Source organism: Nocardia sp. NPDC059229, from assembly GCF_042754165.1.
In the GTDB taxonomy this organism is placed as follows: Bacteria; Actinomycetota; Actinomycetes; order Mycobacteriales; family Mycobacteriaceae; genus Nocardia.
The window spans coordinates 15,765-35,771 of record NZ_JBHZAK010000039.1 but is presented as its reverse complement, the minus strand read 5'-3'; the positions used below and the strand labels follow the sequence as shown (position 1 = coordinate 35,771).

Sequence of the window (20,007 nt, the reverse complement as noted above, 5' to 3'; positions counted from 1 at the left end):
CGAGCAGCCGACATTCCGTAGTCCCGCACCCAAACCTCCACGCAGACATGATCATCCACGCGGTGATGCAGCGATCCCTTGAACCCACCATCGTTCACGAGACGCCTTGGGCTTCAGGGGATTCCCACAGGTCGAATGCCACCGAATCTGTAACGGTTGCCGTGTACGCGCCAACGTCAACCTGTCGGGGGTTCGCAATACGCTCCGCGCCATGCGAATCGGCTACGGGCGGGTCTCCACCCGCGACCAGCATCCCGAAGCCCAGCACGACGCGCTCACCGCGGCTGGCTGTGAGGAGATCTTCCTCGACAAGGCCTCCGGCAAGCTCGCCTCCCGCCCCGAGCTAAGCAAGGCGCTACTGGTCGCCAACCGACCCAAAGACCAACTGGTGGTGACCAAGCTCGACCGGCTTGGCCGCTCCCTCGAGCACCTGATCGAACTGTCCAAGACGTTGCAGGACCGCGGTGTTGATCTGGTGGTCCTCGATCAGGGCATCGACACCTCCACCGCCGTGGGCCGCATGTTCTTCCAAATCCTCGGGGCAATAGCCGAATTCGAGCACGCTTTGATGTCCGAGCGCACCCGCGACGGACTCGCCGCCGCCCGCGCCCGCGGACGCACCGGCGGCCAGAAACCCAAACTCGGACCACGGCAGGTCGCGCCCCTTGGCTCCATTCCCACCGCGCCAGGCGGGAACTTCCCAGCTCACGTGGTCACCAGCCTCGAACGCCCCGGCTGGATGACCCGCCACCACGAACCCGGCGCCCAACGTGTCGATGTCGTGCTCACCGCCACCGGCGCCGCCACCCTCGCCGGGGTCCGCCCGACCTACGAGCACCTCGTACGCACGCTGGTCTTCGACGCCCTCACCACCCGCGAGGCCGGCCAGCTCGCCGAGCTGACCCATCGACTGCGCGACCACCTGCCCCCGCAGACCGACGCACACCAGCTCCTGTGACCGGCGCGGCCGACACACGAGTGACCGAGAAAGCGTCGGATGTCGACAACCGGGCATCGTGTCACTGATATCGGGGAGCGCGACAAGGTGTTCGGAAAACGATCTTCTGTCGAACCCAGAACTGCTGGTACACCAGCACCGCGTGTCTGCTCAGCTGAAGAAGTCGAGAAGCAACGGCTCGAGCAGTTCGGGCTGGGCGAGGATTTCGTGATCGGCACCGGGCAGGACTACCCGGCGTGCGCTCGGGATGGCGGCGGCCAAGGCCTGGTTCGCCGTCTGGATCCAGGGCCAGGTCTGATCGCCGTTGACGACCAGCGCCGGGATGGTGATCGTGGCGTAGCGGGAGGATTGCAGACGCATCTGGGGACCGGATGCCGCGACGTCGTAGGGCAGGCTGTTGGCCTGGGCACTCAGGAATTCCCACACCGGTGCGTTACGCATATCGGCAACGACCGGCGCCGGCACCCCGACCTGCTCGGTGAGGAACAGTTCGGCCGCGCCGTCGTAGTCGCCGCGAGCAAGGCGGGCGACGAGCCGATCGAAAACGTCGGCCGGCGGTTCCGCGCGGTTGCCGTCGACCACCGCGGGCATCTCGTACACGGCGACCTTGTCGATCGGCAGCCCGCGTAGCACGCCTTCCAAAGCCAGCGCGGCACCGGACGAATGACCGAACACGTGCGCGGCGCCGCCTACATGATTGATCACGGCTGCTAGATCGTCGATTTCGGATTGGACGGCAAAGTCGCCACGGACATCGGTGCTACCGCCACGGCCGCGGCGGTCGTAGCTGACCGCGGTGACGTGCGGGGCCAGGGTCGAGGCGAGCGCGGCAACCGTCGAGCGGTCGTTGAATGCGCCGCCGATGAGGATCACCGGTGTGCCGGAGCCGATGGTTTCGACGGCGATCGTGCTGCCGTCGGGGGAATCGACAACGGTCAGGACGGGACTGGTCATGGAACTCGTGCCTTTCGATGGTTGGTCGCGGTCAGGCGGCAGTCGGGAACCGGAAGCCGAGGTGGGTGACGGCGGGTGAATCGAGCACGTGGAATCGGTCCAACTCGATCACGGTGTCGGGCAGTTGCTCGAAAAGCCGGGTGCCCTGCCCGAGCAAGACCGGTGCAATGTGCACGTGCATCTCGTTGAGCAGCCCCTCGGCGATCGCCTGCTGCACGATCGTCGCGCCGCCGCTGATATGCACATTCCGGTCACCACAGGCGGCCTTCGCGCGCTTGATCGCGTCGGCCAGGCCGTCGGTGACGAAATGAAAGGTCGTGCCGCCCTTGCGGATCAGCGGTTCGCGCTCGCGATGAGTGACGACGAACACGGGTGCGCGGAACGGTGGGGACTCGCCCCACGGTTCCTCCCCGGAGTCGAACATCCTCCGCCCCATCACATACGCACCGGCCTGCTCGAACATCTCCTTCAGCAGTGCGTCGTCTGTGCCCTGCAATCCGCCGTCGAAGCCCGCGCGTTCACGCCACGCCTGGTGCGCGACAGCCCATTCGGTGATCCGAAAGAACCCCTTGTCCAGGTAGGGCGGCTGCTGCGCGGCGAGCCCACAGATGTAGCCATCCAATGAGACCGTCATATCGGTGCGAACCGCTGGCATGTCATCTCCTCGATGTGTTCCGGGATGCCGCTTGCGTACTCCTCGAACGGGCTGCGGAGGTTTCGACATCGAGACCGACCCTGCCAGCGAATTGTGACTCAGCTCATATCAGATCGGTCCGCGGCGATTCCCGACGTCGTGGCCCAGTCCGCGGCCGACGTCATCGACGAGTTGGACCGGATCGACCAGAGCGGCCTGGACGAGCTGAGCAACCGGGAAACCAGGTGCGAGAACAGGGATCGCTGAGAAGAGCAGTGCGACGAACCCGAGAGACACCACCACTTGCGCCCGCGGGTTTCGCCAATCGGACATGTGTGCTGGTCAGGTCAGCGCGCCGGAGTTCAGGTTGTGCCTCGCCGACGTCGTTCACACTCTCAGCTGTCTGCGGCGCACCTCCAGCCACCGGGCCGCTGTAAATGGCTCGAAGGCTGCGGCGAGAGTGATCTAGCATCGCGCCGGTGATGGATGCGGTGAATCGGCAATGGGTTTTGCGGCGGCGGCCTGAAGGGGCTGTGCGGGATGAGGATTTCGGGCTGAGGACTGTGCCGGCGCCGAGGCCAGGGCCAGGTGAAGCCTTGATCAGGGTGCACTGGCTGGGTATCGATCCCACACAGCGTGGATGGCTCAACGATGCCGACAACTACATCGACGCAATACCGCTCGGCTCGGTGATGCGTGGCAGCGGTGTGGGACAGGTTGTGCGCTCGAACCATCCGAGCTATCCGGTCGGGAGCTGGGTCGCTGGAATGGTGGGGTGGCAGGACTACGTTGTCGCGTCGGAGGGTGGGCTGTTCGGGCTGAATGTGGTTCCCGACGGTGTGCCTGCCCGATTGATGCTGAGTATGTTCGGAGCGCCTGGGCTGACCGCGTACTTCGGCTTGATGGACATCGGTCGACCCGAACCGGGCCAAACGGTGCTGGTGTCGGCCGCGGCCGGCGCAACTGGATCCGTAGCGGGCCAGATAGCGAAAGCCATGGGCTGCACGGTCATCGGGATCGCAGGCGGATCGGAAAAGTGTTCCTGGATCACCGACCACGCGGGATTGCACGCCGCCATCGATCACAAGCGCGACGATATCGACGCCTGCTTGACCCGCCTGGCCCCTAACGGCATCGATGTCTTCTTCGACGGCGTCGGCGGCCGCGTCCTGGAACACGGTCTGGCACACCTCGCGCGCAACGCACGTGTTGTCCTGGCCGGAGCCATCTCATCCGGCTATCAAGGCTCCGATCCGCCGTGCGGCCCGCGGAACTACATGCGGCTGGCCCTCGACCGAGCGCGGATGGAGGGGTTCATCTTCCTCGACTACCTCGACCGCTTCCCGGAGGCGTTCGCAGCACTTCGTGACTGGCACGACCAGGGAAAGCTCGTTGTCGCCGAAACCATAAGCAGCGGACTGGAATCCGCGCCGAATGCGCTGCGCTCAGTATTCGAAGGCCGCAACCTCGGCAAGCAGCTGGTCAAGATCGCCGATTCCTGACGTCTCCGATGACAGGGGGCCAGGCCGGTGGCGGGCTTGCGAATTTTGGTCAGCGCCTTGGCGGTTCGGTCGGATCGCGTTTGCCGGGCCCGTCACCGGAGACGTATTTCGCCGCGGGTTGATTCGCAGGAGCGGGCGATGGCTACCGGGAAGTCCCCCCGGGGCGGGACCGGTCACGAGATGGACCGGAGTCGGCCGTGGGGTTGGCGGAGCTGGTCGACGGCCTGGTCTGTTTGTTCGTCGGTGGGGTGGAAGACGACGACTGGCGGTCCGCGTCGAAGATGGTGTCGAACAGGTAGTTCACGACGTCGACCGCCGAAGACGTCCCGGAGGAGGGCACGCGCGCGGCACTGGATTCGATGGCACGGTGGGCTCACTGATTCTGGCCGGTCACGAGCCGGACGGATCGTTGCGCTACATCGGCTGTGTAGAAACGGGTTTCATTCGCTTCGCCTACCGCCGCTTCGGTGATGCGTTCCTCGACAGCTCGCACTTCACTCGGAGGTCTTTGCCATGTCAGCTCGCCACGCCGTCACCAACGTCCGTGGTCGGTACAACTAGTTGTTGGCGCGTTGGATGGAGCGTCGGACCAGGCTGCGGATGCCGGGGAGCTGGATTGCGCGGAGCATTAGTTCGCCCGCCCACACATGTGTGCGTGACGGCGGGGCGAATCGGCTGATTCCCTTCCGCGCCAACGCCTGTCGCTTGTTCACCTCCGGCCGCAACGTCGTCTCCCAGGTGTCGAGGGCGGCGGGAATGTCGTCGCCGTGTGCCGCTAGCGCGGTGCCGAGCCGGTCGGCGCCGTCGAGGGCGAGGGCGGCGCCGTAACCGGCGAATGCCGTTACGCACCAGGCCGCGTCGCCGAGCAGGACGACTCGGCCCTGGCTCCAGCGGTCCATCACGATCTGGCCGACCGAATCGAAGTAGGCGGTGCCGGGCTCGGCGTCGAGCTGACGGAGTGCGTCGGCGACACCGCCGCCGAGATCCCCGAACGCTCGGGTGAGGGCGGGTGCGGCGCCGAGAGCGAGTTCGGTGTCAGGGTCGAGGCAGCGGTAGGCGAAGAACGCCGAGGACCTTTCCGGTCCCAGGTTCATCACCGCGGCCGTGCGTCCGGGACCGATATACGTGGTGCCGAGACCGTCGGGCATGTGGGCGGGAGGTGTTTCCAGCGGAAATGCGCCGACCATATGGCCCAAGTCCACGAAATACTCGGACTCGGCACCGAATACGAGCTCTCGAACCCGGGAGTGCACGCCGTCGGCGCCGACGAGGAGTTCGGTGTGGAGGTGGGTGTCGTCGCTGAGGGTGACTTCGACCTCCCCAGGGGCCTGGGTAATGGCCCGCACCGTGGTGCCGAAACGGATATCGGCGAACTCGGCGACGGCGTCGTACAGTGCTGACTCCAAATCGCCGCGGAACAAGCTCAATGCCCGGTTCCCGACAGCGGCCTCGGTGACAGCGGCGGGAATCCTGAGTTTCTCCCGGCCGTCGGCGTGGACGAGGACCGAGGTGAAGAATCCGATATCGCGCGGGGTCAACGCCGGTAGCAGCCCGAGCCGCTCGGTAGCGGCATATCCGGGTCCGTGCAGGTTCACCAGGTAACCACTACTGCGGCGACTCGGCGCGTGTTCGACCACGACGACGTCCCAGCCCTGCTGACGCAATCGCAACGCGGCAGCCAAGCCGGCGATCCCTGCGCCGACGACCGTCGCCCGCCTGCCCGATGACTCGGCATGCTGGCGCGCAGCGCTTTCGAAGGCTTCCATTGCGACTCCTCGGTTCGATGTGCTGTCGGCGAAACCACTCACGAACTATCGCCATGCGTCAACTATTAGTTGACTCATGGCATATCGTCAACTACTAGTTGACTCATGGTTCGGCAGGTACCACTGGGCGATGTAATAGCCGCGATCGAGCGTGCCCACCCCGATCGCTGCTTGGATCGATTGGCAGCAGGGGTGATGCTCGCCGCGCAGTGGTTGCGGCTGGCCGATCAGTTGCTGGACTGTTTCGTCGATCAGGCCCGGCATGCTGGCCTGTCCTGGACGGAAGTCGGCACCCGCCTCGGAATCTCCAGACAGGCCGCGCAGAAACGGTTCTCGACGCGCGTCGACAACCGCCACCTGGCCACGGCGCGGCTGCGAGGTGTCGAATCGTGTGAATTCGCCCAGCGCACAGAAGAATCCGTGACACCAGACGCGTCGATTGTCACCGGTATCCCGGCCAGCCGTGGTGTTGTCGCCGGTCCGGTCCGGCTGATATCCGGTGTTGACGATTTCGGTGCGGTTGAGCCTGGCGATGTCATCGTCTGTCGCACAACCGATCCGTCGTGGACGGTGCTGTTCGGTCTTGCCGCCGCGGTGGTCACCGAAATCGGGGGAATTCTGTCCCATGCGGCGATCGTCGCCCGCGAGTACGGAATTCCAGCCGTGGTCGCAGCCGAGGGGGCGATGGAGGCGCTGGCGAATCATCGAAACATCTCAGTCGATGGGACCACCGGATTCGTCCGTGCGCTCGCTCCACCGACTGTCGATGCCGCTCCATCGGGCGTAGTGACCCGTCACGAAAGGCAAGTCCCCGATGACGCACGTTTCATGTAGTTCGTTGCTCGCGTTGCACGCCATCCGCCTCGGCGGGTTCGTGGATACGCAAGCGGTGGCCGGCAGATACCGAATGTCTCTCGGCCTCGCCGAGTCTCATGTGCAGGATTTCCGGGAGCGCGGTTGGATCAGCCACTTCCGTTTCGCGACCGACGCAGGGTGGTCACTCACGGCGAGCGGGCGGCGGGAGAACGAGCGGCTGCTTGCCGACGAGCTTGCCGAGTGCGGGGCAAAAGCCCTGGTGGAAAACGTCTATCGCACGTTTCTCCCACTGAACACACGTTTGGTGCAGGCCTGCACAGCCTGGCAGATGACCATCCTTCCCGACGGCAGCATGCACGACAACGACCACGACGACGCAGAGCGCGATTTCCGTATCCTGTCCGAACTGCAAAGCCTCGCAAACGAATTGGCTCCGCTGGCAACCCAACTCACTGAACGACTCGCCCGGTTCTCCGGCTACGACACTCGATTCACCGCGGCGCTCGCCCAGGCCGCCGACAATCTCGACATGATTACCGGCACCACACACGGTTCCGCCCACCGCGTCTGGTTCGAGCTGCACGAAGACCTGATAGCCACGCTGGGCATCGACAGGACACTCATCTCGCCCCCGTAAGTGGGCAATCTGGACCCGGATGGGCAGCCTGACGCGACGGATAGAGGGTCGGCGGTAGGAGGCCTCGCGACCATATGCCGGACCCTACGGCGGCGAGACTTCCTACGGACAGCGAATATTGATCGACCGAAGACCATCCGCAATTCGGCAGTAACGGACGTTCTGCGGCGCACCAGGTTCCGGCCGCCGACGCCTCGCGCTGGCCGGTTCGGTCAGCGCGGTATGCGGCAGAATAGTGCGGTCGCAACTCGATACAACCCAGCCCGACGCGCATTGGCCGCTACTCTCGGAGGCGATGATCGAGACGATATTTCCTGCCGGAATCGCAACGGCCGAGCTGCACGCGTACCCGGAGGATCTCAAGCCCCACCCGGCGGAAGAGCACCTCATCGCGCGATCGGTGGACAAACGCCGACGAGAATTCATCGGGGCCCGCCATTGCGCTCGTCAAGCACTCAAGCAGCTCGGCGAGCCGCCGGTGGCAATCGGGAAAGGTGAACGCGGAGCGCCGGTATGGCCCCGAGGCATCGTCGGCAGCCTCACCCATTGCGAGGGCTACCAGGCAGCCGCGCTGGCTCATCAGCTGCGGTTCCGGTCCGTCGCGATCGACGCCGAACCGCACGAGGCACTGCCTGACGGCGTCCTCAAGTCCGTCGCTCTATCGCCCGAGCGAGAGTGGCTGTACTCCAACACTTCTAAACTGCATCTGGACCGGCTTCTGTTCTGCGCCAAGGAAACAACCTACGAAGCCTGGTTCCCACTCACCAAACTCTGGCTCGGATTCGAGGATGCACACATAACCTTCACGGTCGAGGAGGACGACGGCGACGACGGCGGAGGAACTTTTCACAGTCGACTGCTGGTACCCGGGCAGGTCCTCGACGGTGGATTACCGCTGAGCTCGTTCGATGGCCGCTGGAGGATCAGCGGCGGGCTGATCCTGACAGCGATAGCGTTCAACTAGCCGACGTCTCAAAGACTCCATAATCGGCATTTCCGGATGCTCTGCAGCGCACCAGGTTCCGGCCGCCGACAGCCGCTGGACGAATCCGACTAGCCGCAGCATGACACAGACCAATCCAGAAGTGCGATCCTGGCGTCCACGTGACGTGAGGTGGCATCTTTCACCAAGCTAAGGCATACCTCACAACATTCCGGATGGCCTGTACCACAACTCATCTTACATCAGCATGAGCGAGCACTGCCGCCGGCCATACGACGCTCTGCCCGTCGATCTTCCGATGCGCCGTACTGGCCGGCTCGGTCAGCGCGGTATGCGGCATAGTGCGCCAGCAACCTATGCAAGCACGATGAACGTCATGCGTTCCAGAAACCGATGAGATCCTTGCCAGTTGCGCGTAATTCACGCAGCCAAACAAGGATGGGTTCGCCGTACCCATCGAGGTAGTCGGGGTCCTCGGCAAGTCGCTGCTCCAAGCCGTCGTCCAGTACTTCTATGCACTCCTCCACGCTCAGATGGCCCCACCCGTTGTCTTCGGTGGCACTGAGACTCTCGGCCAAGGCCTGGGTGTTCGGGAAGGGATCCTGGTCGTCCAGGCTGCTGGCGAGTGCTTCGATGACGGACGGCAGTTCCTCATCCCAGAGCTGGAACTCCACACCGCTAAAGCCTGGACCACTCAGTTCTTCGCAAATCAGTTGCAGCGCTTCACCGTAATGCGCGGCGTGCTCCTCCTCGAACGGACCGCCCACGAAGAGCCTTCGCAGTGCTTCCTTATCGGTTCCGCCGCCTGCACACCCGCCCGGCGGGACACCCATGCAGCCCTCCTAAAGTACGAATTCTGAGACCACTTATCCATGAATGCGGAGACCGCTCGGGGCCGGTTCGGGGCCGGTGTATCCATGAATTGTGAGACCACCCCGGCCGGCGTGTTCAACGTCCGGGCGTGTCAGAAAGGCTCGGGGTGGAGGTCGTCGGCGGGGATCGCGAGACCTTGAAGGACATCGACGAACCGGTGCAGGTCGCTGCGTAAGTCGAGTCAGTGGGTAGCCATCGGCGCCGATGAAGGTGTGGAAGAGCGTGTGACCGAACGCCCGCCGCCCGGGCTTGCTTGTCGCCGGGCCGCTACTACTGGTCGGCCTGGGTGGCGGACTCGTGGTGGCACCGAACATGGTGATGGCCATGCAAGACGTCCCGGTCAGCGAGAGCGGCTCTGCCGCCGCCGTTCAGCAAACCGGCCAGCGCATCGGATCCACGATTGGTGCGGTGCTGGTGCCGCGCAACTACTAGGCTGCCAGCATATGGATATGTCTACCAGCCGAATTCGTGTCGTCGGCGTCGCGGCGACCGTCGTGGCCGGACTGCTGTGCGCCACCGGATCCGCACAGGCGGCGCCGGGCAGCTGTGATGGCTGGCAGATGGACACCCTGGCGCAGGGGCTGGGCAACGTGGAGAATCTCGAAACCGACGGGAACCGCGGGTTTTTTGTCTCCGGGCTGGAAGCGCACAAGCTGTACGACATCGACCCGGCCGGAAATGTCACTGTCGTACGAGACGATTTCACCTACGGTCCGGGTGGGTTGCAGCGCGATGGCAGCACGTTGTATGTCAGCGGCGGCATGACCGACGGCACCGTCGGCGTGCACGCGCTGGACACGGTGACCGGCGCGGTGACCCATGTGACCGATCTCACCGGCAACGGCCTGCTCCGGCTACCGAACGGCGACATGCTGACCACCTGGATCGGCCTCGAGGGCACCGCACCGGCCGGTGTCAGCGCTTATCACCACGACACCGGTGTGGTCCAACCGAATTGGGCGCCGGTTCCCCGCGCCGAAGGACTGACGTTGAGTCCCGACGGCACGGCGGTCTATACCGATGACATGATCACCGGTCAGATCTACCGCATCCCGCTTGATGATCCTGGGCATTGGACCACGGTGGGCCGGCTCGGCGGCGTCGTCCCCGGCGACGACGACCTCACCATCTCCCAGGCCGGGATCCTGTACGTAGCAGCGCATGTCGGCGGTTCGATCGATCGGTTGGATCCGGCGACCGGCGCCACCTGTTCGATCGCGACCGGCATCTCCTGGGGCTGGAGCGGCCCGTCCTCGGTCCGCATCGGCCCGGACGGTGCCGGCTGGGCACTGTATGTCACCGCATTCGACGGCACCTTCCGCCGCATCCGGCCTCCGGCTGGCGTCGACCTTACGCCGGTACAGGCCGGCTGAGGCTGCTCACGGGTGAGTGCCCGTGCAGGGGTCAGCATTTCGGTTCTCCGACTGTGGTCGATGTTGCGGATTCCGCGGATACTCCGACTTAACGCGGGGCTTCCGGATCATGTGTGCTGGCGACGTCTGCGTACAACGGCTTGCCGGGTGCTCCTAGTCGTTGTCCGTGGTGGCCTGGGCAAGGCGGTGTTCGAGGGCGGCGAGTTGTTCGGCGTCGACTCTGCGGGGGATGACCGGCCAGGAACTGACCGGTTGAGCGCGTCGGCCTCTGCGGCGGTCGGGGTAGGGCTGGACAACCGAACCTCCGTTTCAGAAGGTGAACTGGTCGCCGTAGGCGGTGGTCTGCACCAGCCTCTCAGCGGTGCTCACCGTGGTGGTGACGAAAGGGACGGCCGACACCGGCGAGGCGCATTGGGCGATATTGAGCGCGGCATTGTTGAACGCGATGCGATACGGGAACGCCGTGGCGGCATCCAGGCGGGCCGTCTCCGTTCTCGCAACAGTGACCTGGCCGGGTCCCAAGTTCGCGAACACGCCTTCGCCCACGCCCAGATTCCCGATGACACCGGGCCTGATGACCCGACTGGGAATTCTCGCGCCCAGCCCTTGATTGGTGCCGATCTCGACACCGAAGCCGCCGTCCACACTGATCCCGCAGCCGACGATGAATCCCGCGACCGCCTCACCGGAGGTGATCGGGCCGCCGTCGACGGTGACCGAGTAATCGCCGGACATCTGCGCGGCATGCGAGAACGTCATGAGGAAGTTCGGTGTCCGGTCACCGGGCGGGTTCGCCTCGATGCTGTCGACCGACGCCGTCACATGAACGCCCCCACCGGAGACATCCGCACCGGGCGGCTGGGCGCGGCCGAGTCCGCCGCCACCGGCCCACAGGCCCACCACGCCCAGATTTGCCGCGACCGTAGCGGCCAGGGCGCCGGTGAACGAACCTCGCATGCCTGGAGCCTTCCGGTTCACGACGATAGGCAACTCGACAACACAGGAACAAACCCACACGGGATACCGCTTGACAAGCCTAAGCGGCGCCACCGGCCAGGCGATGTCACGGCCAGGCGTGTCGACCAGGGCACCCGGCGTCGATCCCGACGGACATCGACGCCGAAGCCGCCCCCTCCCGCCCGGGTGGGCGGCGACCAGGACACAGACGTCGATCGGTGAAGGGCCAGGGGCCAGGGGCCAGCGGATCCGAGCGTCAGGGCCAGTGGATCCGCCGCCGCGCCGGCACGTCCTCGATCCGGATGTCGTTCACCGACGTGGGCGCGCTCAGACGTGTTGTCCGGCGCCGGGTTTCCCACCAGTAGGTCACCGCGACCGTCGCGTAGGCGGCGACCACCGCCGCCACGGGTGCGAGGATCGCGATTGTCACCAACAGGGTCATCGACATGAGCTGCTCCCACCGCGCGGAAGGGTCCCCCGCCACACTGCGGCCGATATCGCAGACCCCCGAATAGTCTGTGCCCCAACACTTCTCGAGCCATCAAGTATGTGGCTCATCGCACACGATCAGCGGTCGGTCACCGGTCGGAGGGTATGCGTGTCGCCGCCGGTGACAAGGGGTGCAGCAGTTCCGCGTGGCGGCCGAGCCCTGGCCTGCACCACACGAGCCGGGCTGCCACCGGTGCCGGAGAAGACGCCGGTAAGCAAAGATTGTGAAACACCGGTCGCCGGTACGCATCCCGAACGGTGCCGGCAAGCATGGCGTTCATCGATCCGGGCAGACCTGTCTGTGGCCCCGCCCGGCCTCCGGGAAAAGAACCGGGCGGGTGGATATGCATTCCACAGATGACCGCCGGAGGGGAGGCGACCACGAAATATCGTAGGCGCGCAGGCCCGATCAACGCCTTCTCTGCCCTGTACGGAGGAGCCGAATTGCCCTGTTTCCGGGGCATCGTGCCGGGAGACAATCAACAGGTCGATACCGCGCGAGTTGCGTCGGTTCACGCATCAGGAGCTGCTCATGATTGCGCCGGTCATACCCCGCCGGCAACGGTTGACAGCACCAGAGCGCTCGGCCACCAGGCGCTCGGCCACTGCCTGTGCTGGGCTATGTCCCGAAATCGCCGCAGAGAACACAATGACGACATCTCGCGACCGTGACTCCTGGTCGCAGGACCACCCCGCACACCAGCATGAGCTGATACATCGGCACGAGCTGACTGCCCGCCATGTCACCCGGACGGCTGGACAACACGAACACGGTGGCGGTCACCGCAGTCGGTCAGTGCATCCGCCGAAGATTCTCCGGACTACCACCGTCATGCTCGGGTCCCTTGCAGCCGCGACAGTGATCGCGTTCGGTGCGTCGGCGGATACGCCGACCGTCGAACTCCCACAAGTACCCAGCAGTTTCTCCGGCGAACTGTGCGGGGACAACCTTGGCACCTGCGCGGATATCAGCCCGGACTCCCGGGGTCGTGCTGGCATCCTGGTCCGCTCCTTCGACGGTCCGGAGGCGACGCATACGCCGCCTCCGACAACCACCACCTCCGCACCGCCATTGCATCCCCCACCGCCGGTGAATCCCCCACCGCCGGCGCACCCCCCCGGTGCATCCCCCCCGATATTCTAGGTGTGGTGTCTCACGAGGTTGTTCCACTGCGTCGATCTCGAGGGTGAGTTGTTCGGCCCCGGCCGACGGGCAGGCAGGGAAGGCGATTCCGGTGTCGGTGAGCCGGTAAGTGCGTAGCGGGACGCGGCTGATCGGGGGCTGGGAGACTGCTGAATACGAGACACCACACCTAACGCTCCACAACGCGAACACCCTGGTGGTGGTCGGGCCGCAGATCCGGGTCCAACCGGTCGGCACCCGTGCGGCGAGCGCGGTTCGATAGCACCAAGCCGCCGAGCGGCAGGCTGAAATGATTGCTCAAGCGCTGCGGTTTCGTGCGCCCAGGTGTCCCAATCATGGTAGGCGGCAACAACTTTGGCGCCGAAGCTGTCGATCAGGGAATCGACTTGGGTTGCGGCGTGGGGCACGAAGGTCTCGTTTCAGCGAGCGTTGAGGCGTGCGATTCCCGGAGCGCTTCTCCTCGAAGACCTTCACGCAGATCGGATCCAGGGCGTCGTGCTGGCGCGCGGTCTCCTGGGGTTCCGCCTGCGGTGATCAGGCGCGGGTGAACCAGCTGACCTGGGTGCCGTTCTCGAAATCCTGCCGCCGCTGGAGCGTGAAATCGGCCGGTTTGAAGTTCCCGGTCAGCGCCTGCGTGCCGCCGCCCGCGATCACCGGATAGCTCTTGATGACCAGCTCGTCGATCTCGTCGATGAGCTGCCCGGCGAGTTTGCCGCCACCCAGCCAGATATCGAGGCCGTCCTCCTTCTTGAGCCGCCGCACCAGCTCGAGCGGATCGCTCTCGACCAGGTGGACCGGCGCCTCGACCCGGCCGAGCGTGCTCGAGACGACGTAGGTCGTCAGATGCTCGTACGGGTTGAGCAGCCCGGCCAGCAGGCCGGGCTCATAGGTGCCGCGGCCCATGACGATGGTGTCGTAGTGCCGGTTCGGCGTGCCAGCGGCAATGCCGAACTGCGGCCACGCCGCGGTCGGCAGCGTCTCCGGATATTCACTCGCGAGCCAGGCCCCGAATTCCGGGCTGACGGGCATGAAGTCGATCTCATGGCCCGGGCCGGCGATGTAGCCGTCGAGGGACATTCCGGCGAAGTAGCTGAGCTTTCGCATTGGTGACCCACCCTTGCTGTTGTACTCTGTTTGAAGTGGTTTCACCGTAGTACTACGAACGGAGTGGTGTCAAGTGGTTCGCACGAATCCCGAACGCCGGAACGCCCTACTGGACGGCGCGATCGAAGTCCTGGCCCGCGACGGCGCGCGCGGCCTCACCTTCCGCGCGGTGGACAAGGAGGCCGCTGTTCCCGCGGGCACGGCCTCCAACTATTTCGCCAATCGCGACGACCTCCTGGTGCAGGTGGGCAACCGCTACTACGAGCGGCTGATCCCCAGCGAGGAGACCATGGCCCAGGTGACCGTCGGCGAGCGCACCCGCGCCAAGATCACCGAACTCATGACCGAGGTTGTCGAGCGGGTCGCCACCTTCCGCACCGGCTATCTGGCCCAGCTGGAACTGCGGCTGGAGGCCGCCCGCCGGCCGGAATTGCAGACCCTGCTCACCCAGCGGGTGCGCGCCGATATCGACTTCAATATCCGCACTCACCTCGACTCCGGCCTGCCCGGCGACGAGGACACGGTGCTGCTGCTGTACTTGGCGCTGAACTGGCTCATTCTCGAACGGCTCACGCTGCCAGGCATTTTCAGCGAGGAGCAGAGCCGCAAACTCGTCGAGATCGCCGTCGATCGCGCCGTCGGCAAGGACTGATCAGCCCTCCGGCGCCTTGGGGCGGATTCTTCGGCCATGGCCATCAAGTCGGTGACCATCAGCAGGTCGAACAGTTCCAGGACGTCGTCGATTGCTTTGGCGCGCAAGGTGAACACCGTCGTGGTCAGCAGGGCCAGCAGCCGCTCCCGCTGGGATTTCATCCGGCGCAGGTGCGCGGTCTCGCGGCTGACTGCGGCTTTGAGGATCGCGATCGGCAAGACCAGTGGTATCGCCGGCATCGCGATGTGGCGGATGGGGGTCCCGGTAGTTCTCGCCGAAAAAACAACGGATATGGGGATTGGTCCCAGTCGGCGGCGGTGTATCGCTAACCCCCGAAGGGTTGACGTTGCCGCGCACACGGCAACCGTTACAGACCCGACCAGTGGAAACGCTTTGCCGCCGAAGCTGTCTCGTGAATGTTCGTTCGCGGACGCTGCTACCAGCTGCCCATGCCGTCGCGCTCGCCTTTCCAGATCAGGCGAACGGCAGGTAGTGCCGAATAGCATGTGGCAGAAGCTTCCCGATCAGACCTTAGTTCCTGACCAGCAGGCTGATCGTCGAGTTCACCGGGCTCGCTCGTACTCCGGGCCGTCGCAACGTTCGAGCCACCACCATCCGCCCGCCAACTCCATGGTGGGGCACAAGGGAATTCCGAATCCGTTGTACGGCCTCGGCTCCGGCGTGCCGACGAAGTGCCCGTAACCGTAGGTGTCCTCGAAGACGTCGACGTAGTCGGCGGCGTACCGGACCGGTGCTCCATTGCTGTAACCGAGGTTCGCGATCCGGCAGTTCGGCGCCACGACGCACAAATGACTCGGTAGCTCGACACCGTAGAGATCACCTTCGCCGTGTTTGGGCACCTCCACCGTGGCCGCCGCGGCGAACGCAGGATACTCGAGCCAGAACCGCGCCCACCCGCTGGCCTTGGTATCGACGAACAGGAACAGCGACCCGCTGACACCCACGACCGCCAGTGCCGCGGTGGCCACCGCCAGCCCCTGGGAACCACTGCGAGTAACACGCCGCAGCAACACCACGAACACGATGGCCAGGATCAGATAACCGAAGGCGAACAACGGCAGGTACAGCACCCAGATCCAGTACAAGAAGAACTCGGCGTGCAGTGTCACGACAATCGAAACCACGACCGGCGCGGCGGCCACTCCCAGCCCCAGAACCGAACTGCGCTTTTCAGACGGCATCCTGGAAACCTATCCGGACGATGTGCAGAATCCGCGTGAGAAATGTGCGGATTCCGTGTGCCTCCCGGCACGACCCGCCACCTGCCACCCATACCGTCACCCTCCCGCATCGGTGAACATCCGGGTTCGGCCGTCCCGCGTCTGCGCATCGGGCACGCGCGTAGCCCAGAAATCGTTCCCATGGCGTCGTCGAAACCGCCCGCATCACCCTCGTCATCGGCGCCACCTGACAACGCGAAAGACCGCCATCTATCGGCGCGAGTCACAACGCGCGCGGCTGGTCGGTCGTGTTCGGGTTCGTCAGACGATGGTTTTCCGAACACGAATGCTCGGGCACGGTACGCGAATCGAGGATGGGGGTCGGGTGGTGTCGTGTGTAGGAGCATTACCGATTGCCGAGTGGGCGCGGCTAGGCTCGGATCGTGTCGAAAGTGGTTGGGGTATGAGCGAATTGGAGTCGGACTTGCTGACACTGCGGGACCGGCGGGCGGTGGCGCGAGAGCCGGGTGCGCCGGCCCGGTCACCGAGCGCGGCCAGTTGCTCGAACTCGGCCCGCCACAGCAGTGGGGTGCTGACAGCGCCTGTAACGCACGCCCGGATCGGGTTCGTTGACTCGATCATGGCCGAGTAGAGGATTGGGAGCGCTCCATGCAGTTCCTGCCCGGCGGTGTGTCGACGTTCCTGCTGCTGTTCAGCCTGTTCCTCGGCGCGTTCGCGATCCGTTCGGCGCTGCGCCTGTTCCGGGTGCTGCGGCTGGTGCGACACGGCGAACGCGCCGAGGGGCGGTGCGTGGAGCGCCGGATAGTCGAGCGGCCGGACATGGAGCGCAGCTACGCCGCCGAGTACGTCTTCGCGTTCCACACCCGTGACGGCCGCGGCATCGAGTTCACCGACCATGCCCCGGGCCCGTTCGGCGTGGCGGTCGGGGCGCCGGTCCGGGTCAGTTACGACCCGGCGGACCCGGCGGCGAACGCCACGGTGGCCGGGCCCGGGGCGTGGGGGCCGGTGGTGATGCCCGCGGTGTTCGCGCTCGTGCTCGGGATGTTCGCGGTGGGGTCGCTGGCGGGGTTCGCGGCGGAGCGGGGCTGGCTCTGAGGGGGCACGCTCGCTCAGCGGCACGCAGGTGTCAGAACGTGGCCCGGTCGAACGGGATCGGGAGTTTGTCCAGAGCCCCGGCAGCCCGCAGTCGTGTGTTCACCTCGAGTATCGTCTCGATGGCCGGGGCGTCCGCACCACCACGGGTGAGGTCGATGACCAGTCCATCGTGCGCGGTGCGGACGTAGGTTGCGGGCAGCCCCTCGGGTGCGAGGGCGGCACGGCTGGCGGAGAGGAAAACCGCACGGCCGCAGCGCGGGTCGCTGTTGGCCAGGTCGAACCGTTCGGCCACCGCCCAGTACTGGTGCCTGTCGTAGACCTGTCCGGCGTCGATCTCCCAGTTTTCCGCGAGCAGGCGCAGGATCTGCGGAGCGCGCCGGATCACCTGCGCGGTTTCGTCGATCTCGCGCGAGCGGAAGGCGAGTGCAACGGAGTTCACCGCGTAGCGCGAGGTACTGCCCGCGTGAATCGCCAAGGACACGTGCGCTGTACCGGGGTTCTGCGTCCACAGCGACGTCGTGTATCCGATGACGTCGAGCTCGGGACCGGTGTTCGTGCGCTCGATGTACTCCGCCAGTGCGGGCACCGAGGGCTCCACCACGGGATCGGTCGGGAGGTCGGCGCCGGCCTCGTGCCATCGCTCGAACATCGAGCCGTCGATGTCCGCGAGTGCGCGCAGCGTGGCGTACCAGCGTTCGGCGATGCCCGGCACGGATTCCCCGCGTAGACCCCAGAATCCGTTAACTACGACATACAGCACGACACGCACTCCCTCAGTCCTTGGTTCGCCGCCACCATAAGACGCGGGGCCGACAGCCGGTCTCTTCTGCTTCTGGCCCTGCGTATTTCGGGTTTCGATCCGTACGGGGTTGTGAGAAGCCTCGGTTCAGAACTTGCCGGTGTGGTGTTCGATTCGGTGCCCGATTCGGGCGGAGAATTCGGTGATGAAGTCCTCGGTGAGGGGCGGCCAACTCCAGAAGTCGAAGGCGAGGGTGCCCAGAGCGAAGTTGTCTGGCCGCAAGGTGAGGACGCTCACCGGGGGGCGAGCCGGCGGCTACAGTGATCGGTATGGCCGCACCCGCTTCTTCCCCGCGCCCGCACATACCTGCGGCTGATCCCGCGGCGATCCGCGCCGCGTTGCCGCCCGCGGAGCTGGCGGAGTTCGAGCAGGAATGGCAGCTCGTGCTCGACCGTGTGAAGGTGTCGTTCGACCTGGAAGAGATCCGCAACCTCCTGGCCAAGTGGCAGCACTACATCGTGGCCGAGCGCCGCGACCCGGGTGTGTGGGCTCGGCTGCAGGACAAGGCCGCTCGGATCCAGCAGGCCGGTGGCGACTCCTACGCCACCGGCTCTATCGAGGACATGCTGGCGATGATTCGGCGGCGGCAGGCCAGCTGAGGCGTGTACAAGATCATCCCCCACGCGGACACGTTCGACCAGGTCGCGGGGTTGCCCAGCGAGGCGCTCGACGATTACACCCAGGTGCTGTCGGTGCTGCAGGTCGCGCCGTGGAACGGCCAGCCGCAGAACGCGAAGAACCCCGACGGTGCTGTGAGGGTGTGGCTGTTCGGTCCGGGCAAGGCAGGGCAGGTGGTGTATCTGGTGCTCGACGAGCCGCCCGAGGTACACATCCTGATGGTGATGTGGATCGGGTGAGGCTCACGCCACCAGTTCCGGCAGCCGCTCGCTGATCTCCACGCGCCTGTAGATACGGCTTCCCCCGCACGCGGTGGCTGCCCTCGTAGTCATCCCGGCCGAGCGGGGCTAGCAAGCAGAAGGGCCCGCGCTGCCGACATGGTTGCCGCGCAGACTGATTCAGCCCTTCAGGTCGTGTGCGACCTGGACCAGGAATGCGGCTACCGCGTGGACATCGCCGGTACCGAGGAGTTCTTGCTCGGGGCTCTGCTTCACGAAACTCATTTCCAGGGTCCATGTCCCGTCATAAACACGGACCTCGGCCCAATTCGGGAACGGCCACACGGGCCTTGTCCTCGAAACCAGCGACAGGTCGGTAGTCGGTGTCCACATCCAGCGGCCCGTCGTCGATCCGATCGTTGACCGCCTGGAGCATGCCGATCCGGTCCTTGCCGTCGTGGAAGCTGCCACAAATGGTCGACCAGCCGACGATCCCACCAGGCTCGGTATCGCCACCGGGGCCGTCCGTGCGCGCGTCGACCATTCCCAGCCCATGGAGGAAGGACTCGTAGCGGCTACAGAGCGTGGCGGCGTCGTATTTGGAGGGCTGGGTAAAGTGAACCGACGAGCCCGACAGTGAGCAGCCCACGATCCCGAACAGCACCGAAATGACAAGAACGACAACGCGTGTGGCTCTCATCGGCGTCGCCGCGGTCGCCGCCGGGGCAGTTGCTTGCTGAACTGGTCGATCAGCTGCTCGTAGGCCAGGCGTGGTTCGGCGGGCAGGTCGCTGATGTACCGGATCGACCCGCCGGCGCGTTCCTTCTCGCGCTGCTGCCACAGCAGATCGAACGCCACGCCCGGATCCACACCGTGCCTGCGCCGCACCCGAGCAAGCTCGCCCGGGCGGCTCCCTCCATCCCAGCCACGTCCAAAAGCTCAAAACCCCGCCCCTCGTATCGTCGAAGCCCGCCGGTCGCGGATCATCGACCCGGATCGTAGCGGCCGCACCGTGATCCGGTCATCCGCGCAAACCGACCGGCAACCGCCGGAAGCCTCGGCGTCGGGTCCGTCCGGACCGAATGCCGGTAGGTCAGAGGGTCTCGCCCCACACGATCGTTGTCGGCGGTGGCGGTGGGGCGGAGATCAGCGCGGAAAGCGTGCTCGGGCCGGTGTAGGCCGCGGCCACGCCCGCAGCCATGTACCGCACGTAGGCCCGCGCCAACTCGGTATCCAGCGGCGCGGTGCGCTTCCGCGCCGTTCTCACCTACTG

Annotated in this window: 24 protein-coding genes; 11 read left to right on the top strand and 13 right to left on the bottom strand. The window is 65.5% G+C overall.

The features are described 5' to 3' along the window. The first annotated feature begins 211 nt into the window (after positions 1-211). Positions 212-958: a recombinase family protein gene (locus ACFXHE_RS42050; protein ID WP_379391000.1), complete on the top strand. Its 747-nt coding sequence runs from the start codon at positions 212-214 to the stop codon at positions 956-958. 150 nt (positions 959-1,108) lie between these two features. Here the strand turns inward: ACFXHE_RS42050 and ACFXHE_RS42045 are convergent, their stop codons facing one another. Together ACFXHE_RS42045 and ACFXHE_RS42040 are read right to left on the bottom strand one after the other, a co-directional pair. Next, a complete protein-coding gene (locus tag ACFXHE_RS42045; protein WP_379390998.1) occupies positions 1,109-1,912 on the bottom strand; it encodes an alpha/beta fold hydrolase in 804 nt (267 codons plus the stop codon). Positions 1,913-1,943: 31 nt separating this feature from the next. Next, positions 1,944-2,567: a dihydrofolate reductase family protein gene (locus ACFXHE_RS42040; protein ID WP_379390996.1), complete on the bottom strand. Its 624-nt coding sequence runs from the start codon at positions 2,565-2,567 to the stop codon at positions 1,944-1,946. A 461-nt stretch (positions 2,568-3,028) separates the two neighbouring features. On the opposite strand from ACFXHE_RS42040, the gene ACFXHE_RS42035 reads away from it, so the two are divergent. Beyond that, entirely contained in the window at positions 3,029-4,048 is a 1,020-nt protein-coding gene (locus ACFXHE_RS42035; RefSeq protein ID WP_379391004.1) for an NADP-dependent oxidoreductase, read from the top strand. Between the two features lie 557 nt (positions 4,049-4,605). On the opposite strand, the gene ACFXHE_RS42030 is transcribed toward ACFXHE_RS42035, so the two are convergent. Then, positions 4,606-5,814 (bottom strand): FAD-dependent oxidoreductase, encoded by a 1,209-nt coding sequence (locus tag ACFXHE_RS42030; protein WP_379390994.1) that lies wholly within the window; start codon positions 5,812-5,814, stop codon positions 4,606-4,608. Positions 5,815-5,919: 105 nt separating this feature from the next. Here ACFXHE_RS42030 and ACFXHE_RS42025 point away from each other — a divergent pair, with 105 nt between their 5' ends. The 3 genes from ACFXHE_RS42025 to npt all read left to right on the top strand — a co-directional run bounded on the left by ACFXHE_RS42025 (position 5,920) and on the right by npt (position 8,231). Further along, positions 5,920-6,648 carry a PEP-utilizing enzyme gene (locus ACFXHE_RS42025; protein ID WP_379390992.1) on the top strand — a complete coding sequence of 243 codons (729 nt, stop codon included), beginning with the start codon at positions 5,920-5,922 and terminating at the stop codon, positions 6,646-6,648. Next, on the top strand, positions 6,629-7,267 hold the full coding sequence (locus ACFXHE_RS42020) for a hypothetical protein (protein ID WP_379390990.1): 639 nt from the start codon (positions 6,629-6,631) through the stop codon (positions 7,265-7,267). The genes ACFXHE_RS42025 and ACFXHE_RS42020 overlap by 20 nt, the downstream gene beginning before the upstream one ends. A gap of 295 nt (positions 7,268-7,562) precedes the next feature. Then, a complete protein-coding gene (npt, locus tag ACFXHE_RS42015; RefSeq protein ID WP_379390988.1) occupies positions 7,563-8,231 on the top strand; it encodes a 4'-phosphopantetheinyl transferase Npt in 669 nt (222 codons plus the stop codon). Between the two features lie 353 nt (positions 8,232-8,584). On the opposite strand, the gene ACFXHE_RS42010 is transcribed toward npt, so the two are convergent. Next, positions 8,585-9,043, bottom strand: coding sequence for a hypothetical protein (locus ACFXHE_RS42010; protein ID WP_379390986.1), 459 nt, complete (start codon positions 9,041-9,043; stop codon positions 8,585-8,587). 337 nt (positions 9,044-9,380) lie between these two features. Here ACFXHE_RS42010 and ACFXHE_RS42005 point away from each other — a divergent pair, with 337 nt between their 5' ends. Together ACFXHE_RS42005 and ACFXHE_RS42000 are read left to right on the top strand one after the other, a co-directional pair. Continuing rightward, on the top strand, positions 9,381-9,515 hold the full coding sequence (locus tag ACFXHE_RS42005; RefSeq protein ID WP_379390984.1) for a hypothetical protein: 135 nt from the start codon (positions 9,381-9,383) through the stop codon (positions 9,513-9,515). Between the two features lie 17 nt (positions 9,516-9,532). Beyond that, positions 9,533-10,456, top strand: coding sequence for an SMP-30/gluconolactonase/LRE family protein (locus ACFXHE_RS42000; protein ID WP_379390982.1), 924 nt, complete (start codon positions 9,533-9,535; stop codon positions 10,454-10,456). Positions 10,457-10,765: 309 nt separating this feature from the next. Here the strand turns inward: ACFXHE_RS42000 and ACFXHE_RS41995 are convergent, their stop codons facing one another. The 3 genes from ACFXHE_RS41995 to ACFXHE_RS41985 all read right to left on the bottom strand — a co-directional run bounded on the left by ACFXHE_RS41995 (position 10,766) and on the right by ACFXHE_RS41985 (position 14,150). Continuing rightward, entirely contained in the window at positions 10,766-11,413 is a 648-nt protein-coding gene (locus ACFXHE_RS41995; RefSeq protein WP_379390980.1) for an MspA family porin, read from the bottom strand. Between the two features lie 256 nt (positions 11,414-11,669). Then, a complete protein-coding gene (locus ACFXHE_RS41990; protein WP_379390978.1) occupies positions 11,670-11,861 on the bottom strand; it encodes a hypothetical protein in 192 nt (63 codons plus the stop codon). Positions 11,862-13,580: 1,719 nt separating this feature from the next. Continuing rightward, entirely contained in the window at positions 13,581-14,150 is a 570-nt protein-coding gene (locus ACFXHE_RS41985) for a dihydrofolate reductase family protein (protein WP_379390976.1), read from the bottom strand. Between the two features lie 73 nt (positions 14,151-14,223). On the opposite strand from ACFXHE_RS41985, the gene ACFXHE_RS41980 reads away from it, so the two are divergent. Beyond that, positions 14,224-14,802, top strand: coding sequence for a TetR/AcrR family transcriptional regulator (locus ACFXHE_RS41980; protein WP_379390974.1), 579 nt, complete (start codon positions 14,224-14,226; stop codon positions 14,800-14,802). 563 nt (positions 14,803-15,365) lie between these two features. Here ACFXHE_RS41980 and ACFXHE_RS41975 read toward each other — a convergent pair. Further along, positions 15,366-16,004, bottom strand: coding sequence for a hypothetical protein (locus ACFXHE_RS41975; RefSeq protein ID WP_379390972.1), 639 nt, complete (start codon positions 16,002-16,004; stop codon positions 15,366-15,368). Positions 16,005-16,652: 648 nt separating this feature from the next. Here ACFXHE_RS41975 and ACFXHE_RS41970 point away from each other — a divergent pair. Continuing rightward, positions 16,653-17,099 carry a DUF3592 domain-containing protein gene (locus tag ACFXHE_RS41970; protein WP_379390970.1) on the top strand — a complete coding sequence of 149 codons (447 nt, stop codon included), beginning with the start codon at positions 16,653-16,655 and terminating at the stop codon, positions 17,097-17,099. A gap of 31 nt (positions 17,100-17,130) precedes the next feature. Here ACFXHE_RS41970 and ACFXHE_RS41965 read toward each other — a convergent pair whose 3' ends face one another. Both ACFXHE_RS41965 and ACFXHE_RS41960 read right to left on the bottom strand, forming a co-directional pair. Next, positions 17,131-17,868, bottom strand: a complete 738-nt coding sequence (locus ACFXHE_RS41965) for an Imm52 family immunity protein (RefSeq protein WP_379390968.1) — start codon at positions 17,866-17,868, stop codon at positions 17,131-17,133. A gap of 117 nt (positions 17,869-17,985) precedes the next feature. Next, positions 17,986-18,120: a hypothetical protein gene (locus ACFXHE_RS41960; protein ID WP_379390966.1), complete on the bottom strand. Its 135-nt coding sequence runs from the start codon at positions 18,118-18,120 to the stop codon at positions 17,986-17,988. Between the two features lie 47 nt (positions 18,121-18,167). Between ACFXHE_RS41960 and ACFXHE_RS41955 the strand changes: the two genes are divergently transcribed. Next, positions 18,168-18,497 carry a DUF6247 family protein gene (locus ACFXHE_RS41955; protein ID WP_379390964.1) on the top strand — a complete coding sequence of 110 codons (330 nt, stop codon included), beginning with the start codon at positions 18,168-18,170 and terminating at the stop codon, positions 18,495-18,497. 3 nt (positions 18,498-18,500) lie between these two features. Then, positions 18,501-18,755 carry a hypothetical protein gene (locus ACFXHE_RS41950; RefSeq protein WP_379390962.1) on the top strand — a complete coding sequence of 85 codons (255 nt, stop codon included), beginning with the start codon at positions 18,501-18,503 and terminating at the stop codon, positions 18,753-18,755. A gap of 283 nt (positions 18,756-19,038) precedes the next feature. Here the strand turns inward: ACFXHE_RS41950 and ACFXHE_RS41945 are convergent, their stop codons facing one another. The 3 genes from ACFXHE_RS41945 to ACFXHE_RS41935 all read right to left on the bottom strand — a co-directional run bounded on the left by ACFXHE_RS41945 (position 19,039) and on the right by ACFXHE_RS41935 (position 20,001). Continuing rightward, entirely contained in the window at positions 19,039-19,398 is a 360-nt protein-coding gene (locus ACFXHE_RS41945; RefSeq protein ID WP_379390960.1) for a hypothetical protein, read from the bottom strand. Positions 19,399-19,430: 32 nt separating this feature from the next. Further along, positions 19,431-19,622 carry a hypothetical protein gene (locus ACFXHE_RS41940; RefSeq protein WP_379390958.1) on the bottom strand — a complete coding sequence of 64 codons (192 nt, stop codon included), beginning with the start codon at positions 19,620-19,622 and terminating at the stop codon, positions 19,431-19,433. Positions 19,623-19,827: 205 nt separating this feature from the next. After that, on the bottom strand, positions 19,828-20,001 hold the full coding sequence (locus ACFXHE_RS41935; RefSeq protein ID WP_379390956.1) for a hypothetical protein: 174 nt from the start codon (positions 19,999-20,001) through the stop codon (positions 19,828-19,830). Positions 20,002-20,007 lie beyond the last annotated feature (6 nt).

Bases quoted from the DNA above. Each gene is read 5' to 3' on its own strand.
- ACFXHE_RS41975 (WP_379390972.1), bottom strand. From the start codon at position 16,004: ATGCCGTCTGAAAAGCGCAGTTCGGTTCTGGGGCTGGGAGTGGCCGCC.
- ACFXHE_RS42030 (WP_379390994.1), bottom strand. From the start codon at position 5,814: ATGGAAGCCTTCGAAAGCGCTGCGCGCCAGCATGCCGAGTCATCGGGC.
- ACFXHE_RS42000 (WP_379390982.1), top strand. From the start codon at position 9,533: ATGTCTACCAGCCGAATTCGTGTCGTCGGCGTCGCGGCGACCGTCGTG.
- ACFXHE_RS42025 (WP_379390992.1), top strand. From the start codon at position 5,920: ATGGTTCGGCAGGTACCACTGGGCGATGTAATAGCCGCGATCGAGCGT.
- ACFXHE_RS41970 (WP_379390970.1), top strand. From the start codon at position 16,653: ATGCAGTTCCTGCCCGGCGGTGTGTCGACGTTCCTGCTGCTGTTCAGC.
- ACFXHE_RS42010 (WP_379390986.1), bottom strand. From the start codon at position 9,043: ATGGGTGTCCCGCCGGGCGGGTGTGCAGGCGGCGGAACCGATAAGGAA.
- npt (WP_379390988.1), top strand. From the start codon at position 7,563: ATGATCGAGACGATATTTCCTGCCGGAATCGCAACGGCCGAGCTGCAC.
- ACFXHE_RS41990 (WP_379390978.1), bottom strand. From the start codon at position 11,861: ATGTCGATGACCCTGTTGGTGACAATCGCGATCCTCGCACCCGTGGCG.
- ACFXHE_RS42045 (WP_379390998.1), bottom strand. From the start codon at position 1,912: ATGACCAGTCCCGTCCTGACCGTTGTCGATTCCCCCGACGGCAGCACG.
- ACFXHE_RS42050 (WP_379391000.1), top strand. From the start codon at position 212: ATGCGAATCGGCTACGGGCGGGTCTCCACCCGCGACCAGCATCCCGAA.
- ACFXHE_RS41995 (WP_379390980.1), bottom strand. From the start codon at position 11,413: ATGCGAGGTTCGTTCACCGGCGCCCTGGCCGCTACGGTCGCGGCAAAT.
- ACFXHE_RS41955 (WP_379390964.1), top strand. From the start codon at position 18,168: ATGGCCGCACCCGCTTCTTCCCCGCGCCCGCACATACCTGCGGCTGAT.
- ACFXHE_RS41985 (WP_379390976.1), bottom strand. From the start codon at position 14,150: ATGCGAAAGCTCAGCTACTTCGCCGGAATGTCCCTCGACGGCTACATC.
- ACFXHE_RS42040 (WP_379390996.1), bottom strand. From the start codon at position 2,567: ATGCCAGCGGTTCGCACCGATATGACGGTCTCATTGGATGGCTACATC.
- ACFXHE_RS42020 (WP_379390990.1), top strand. From the start codon at position 6,629: ATGACGCACGTTTCATGTAGTTCGTTGCTCGCGTTGCACGCCATCCGC.
- ACFXHE_RS42035 (WP_379391004.1), top strand. From the start codon at position 3,029: ATGGATGCGGTGAATCGGCAATGGGTTTTGCGGCGGCGGCCTGAAGGG.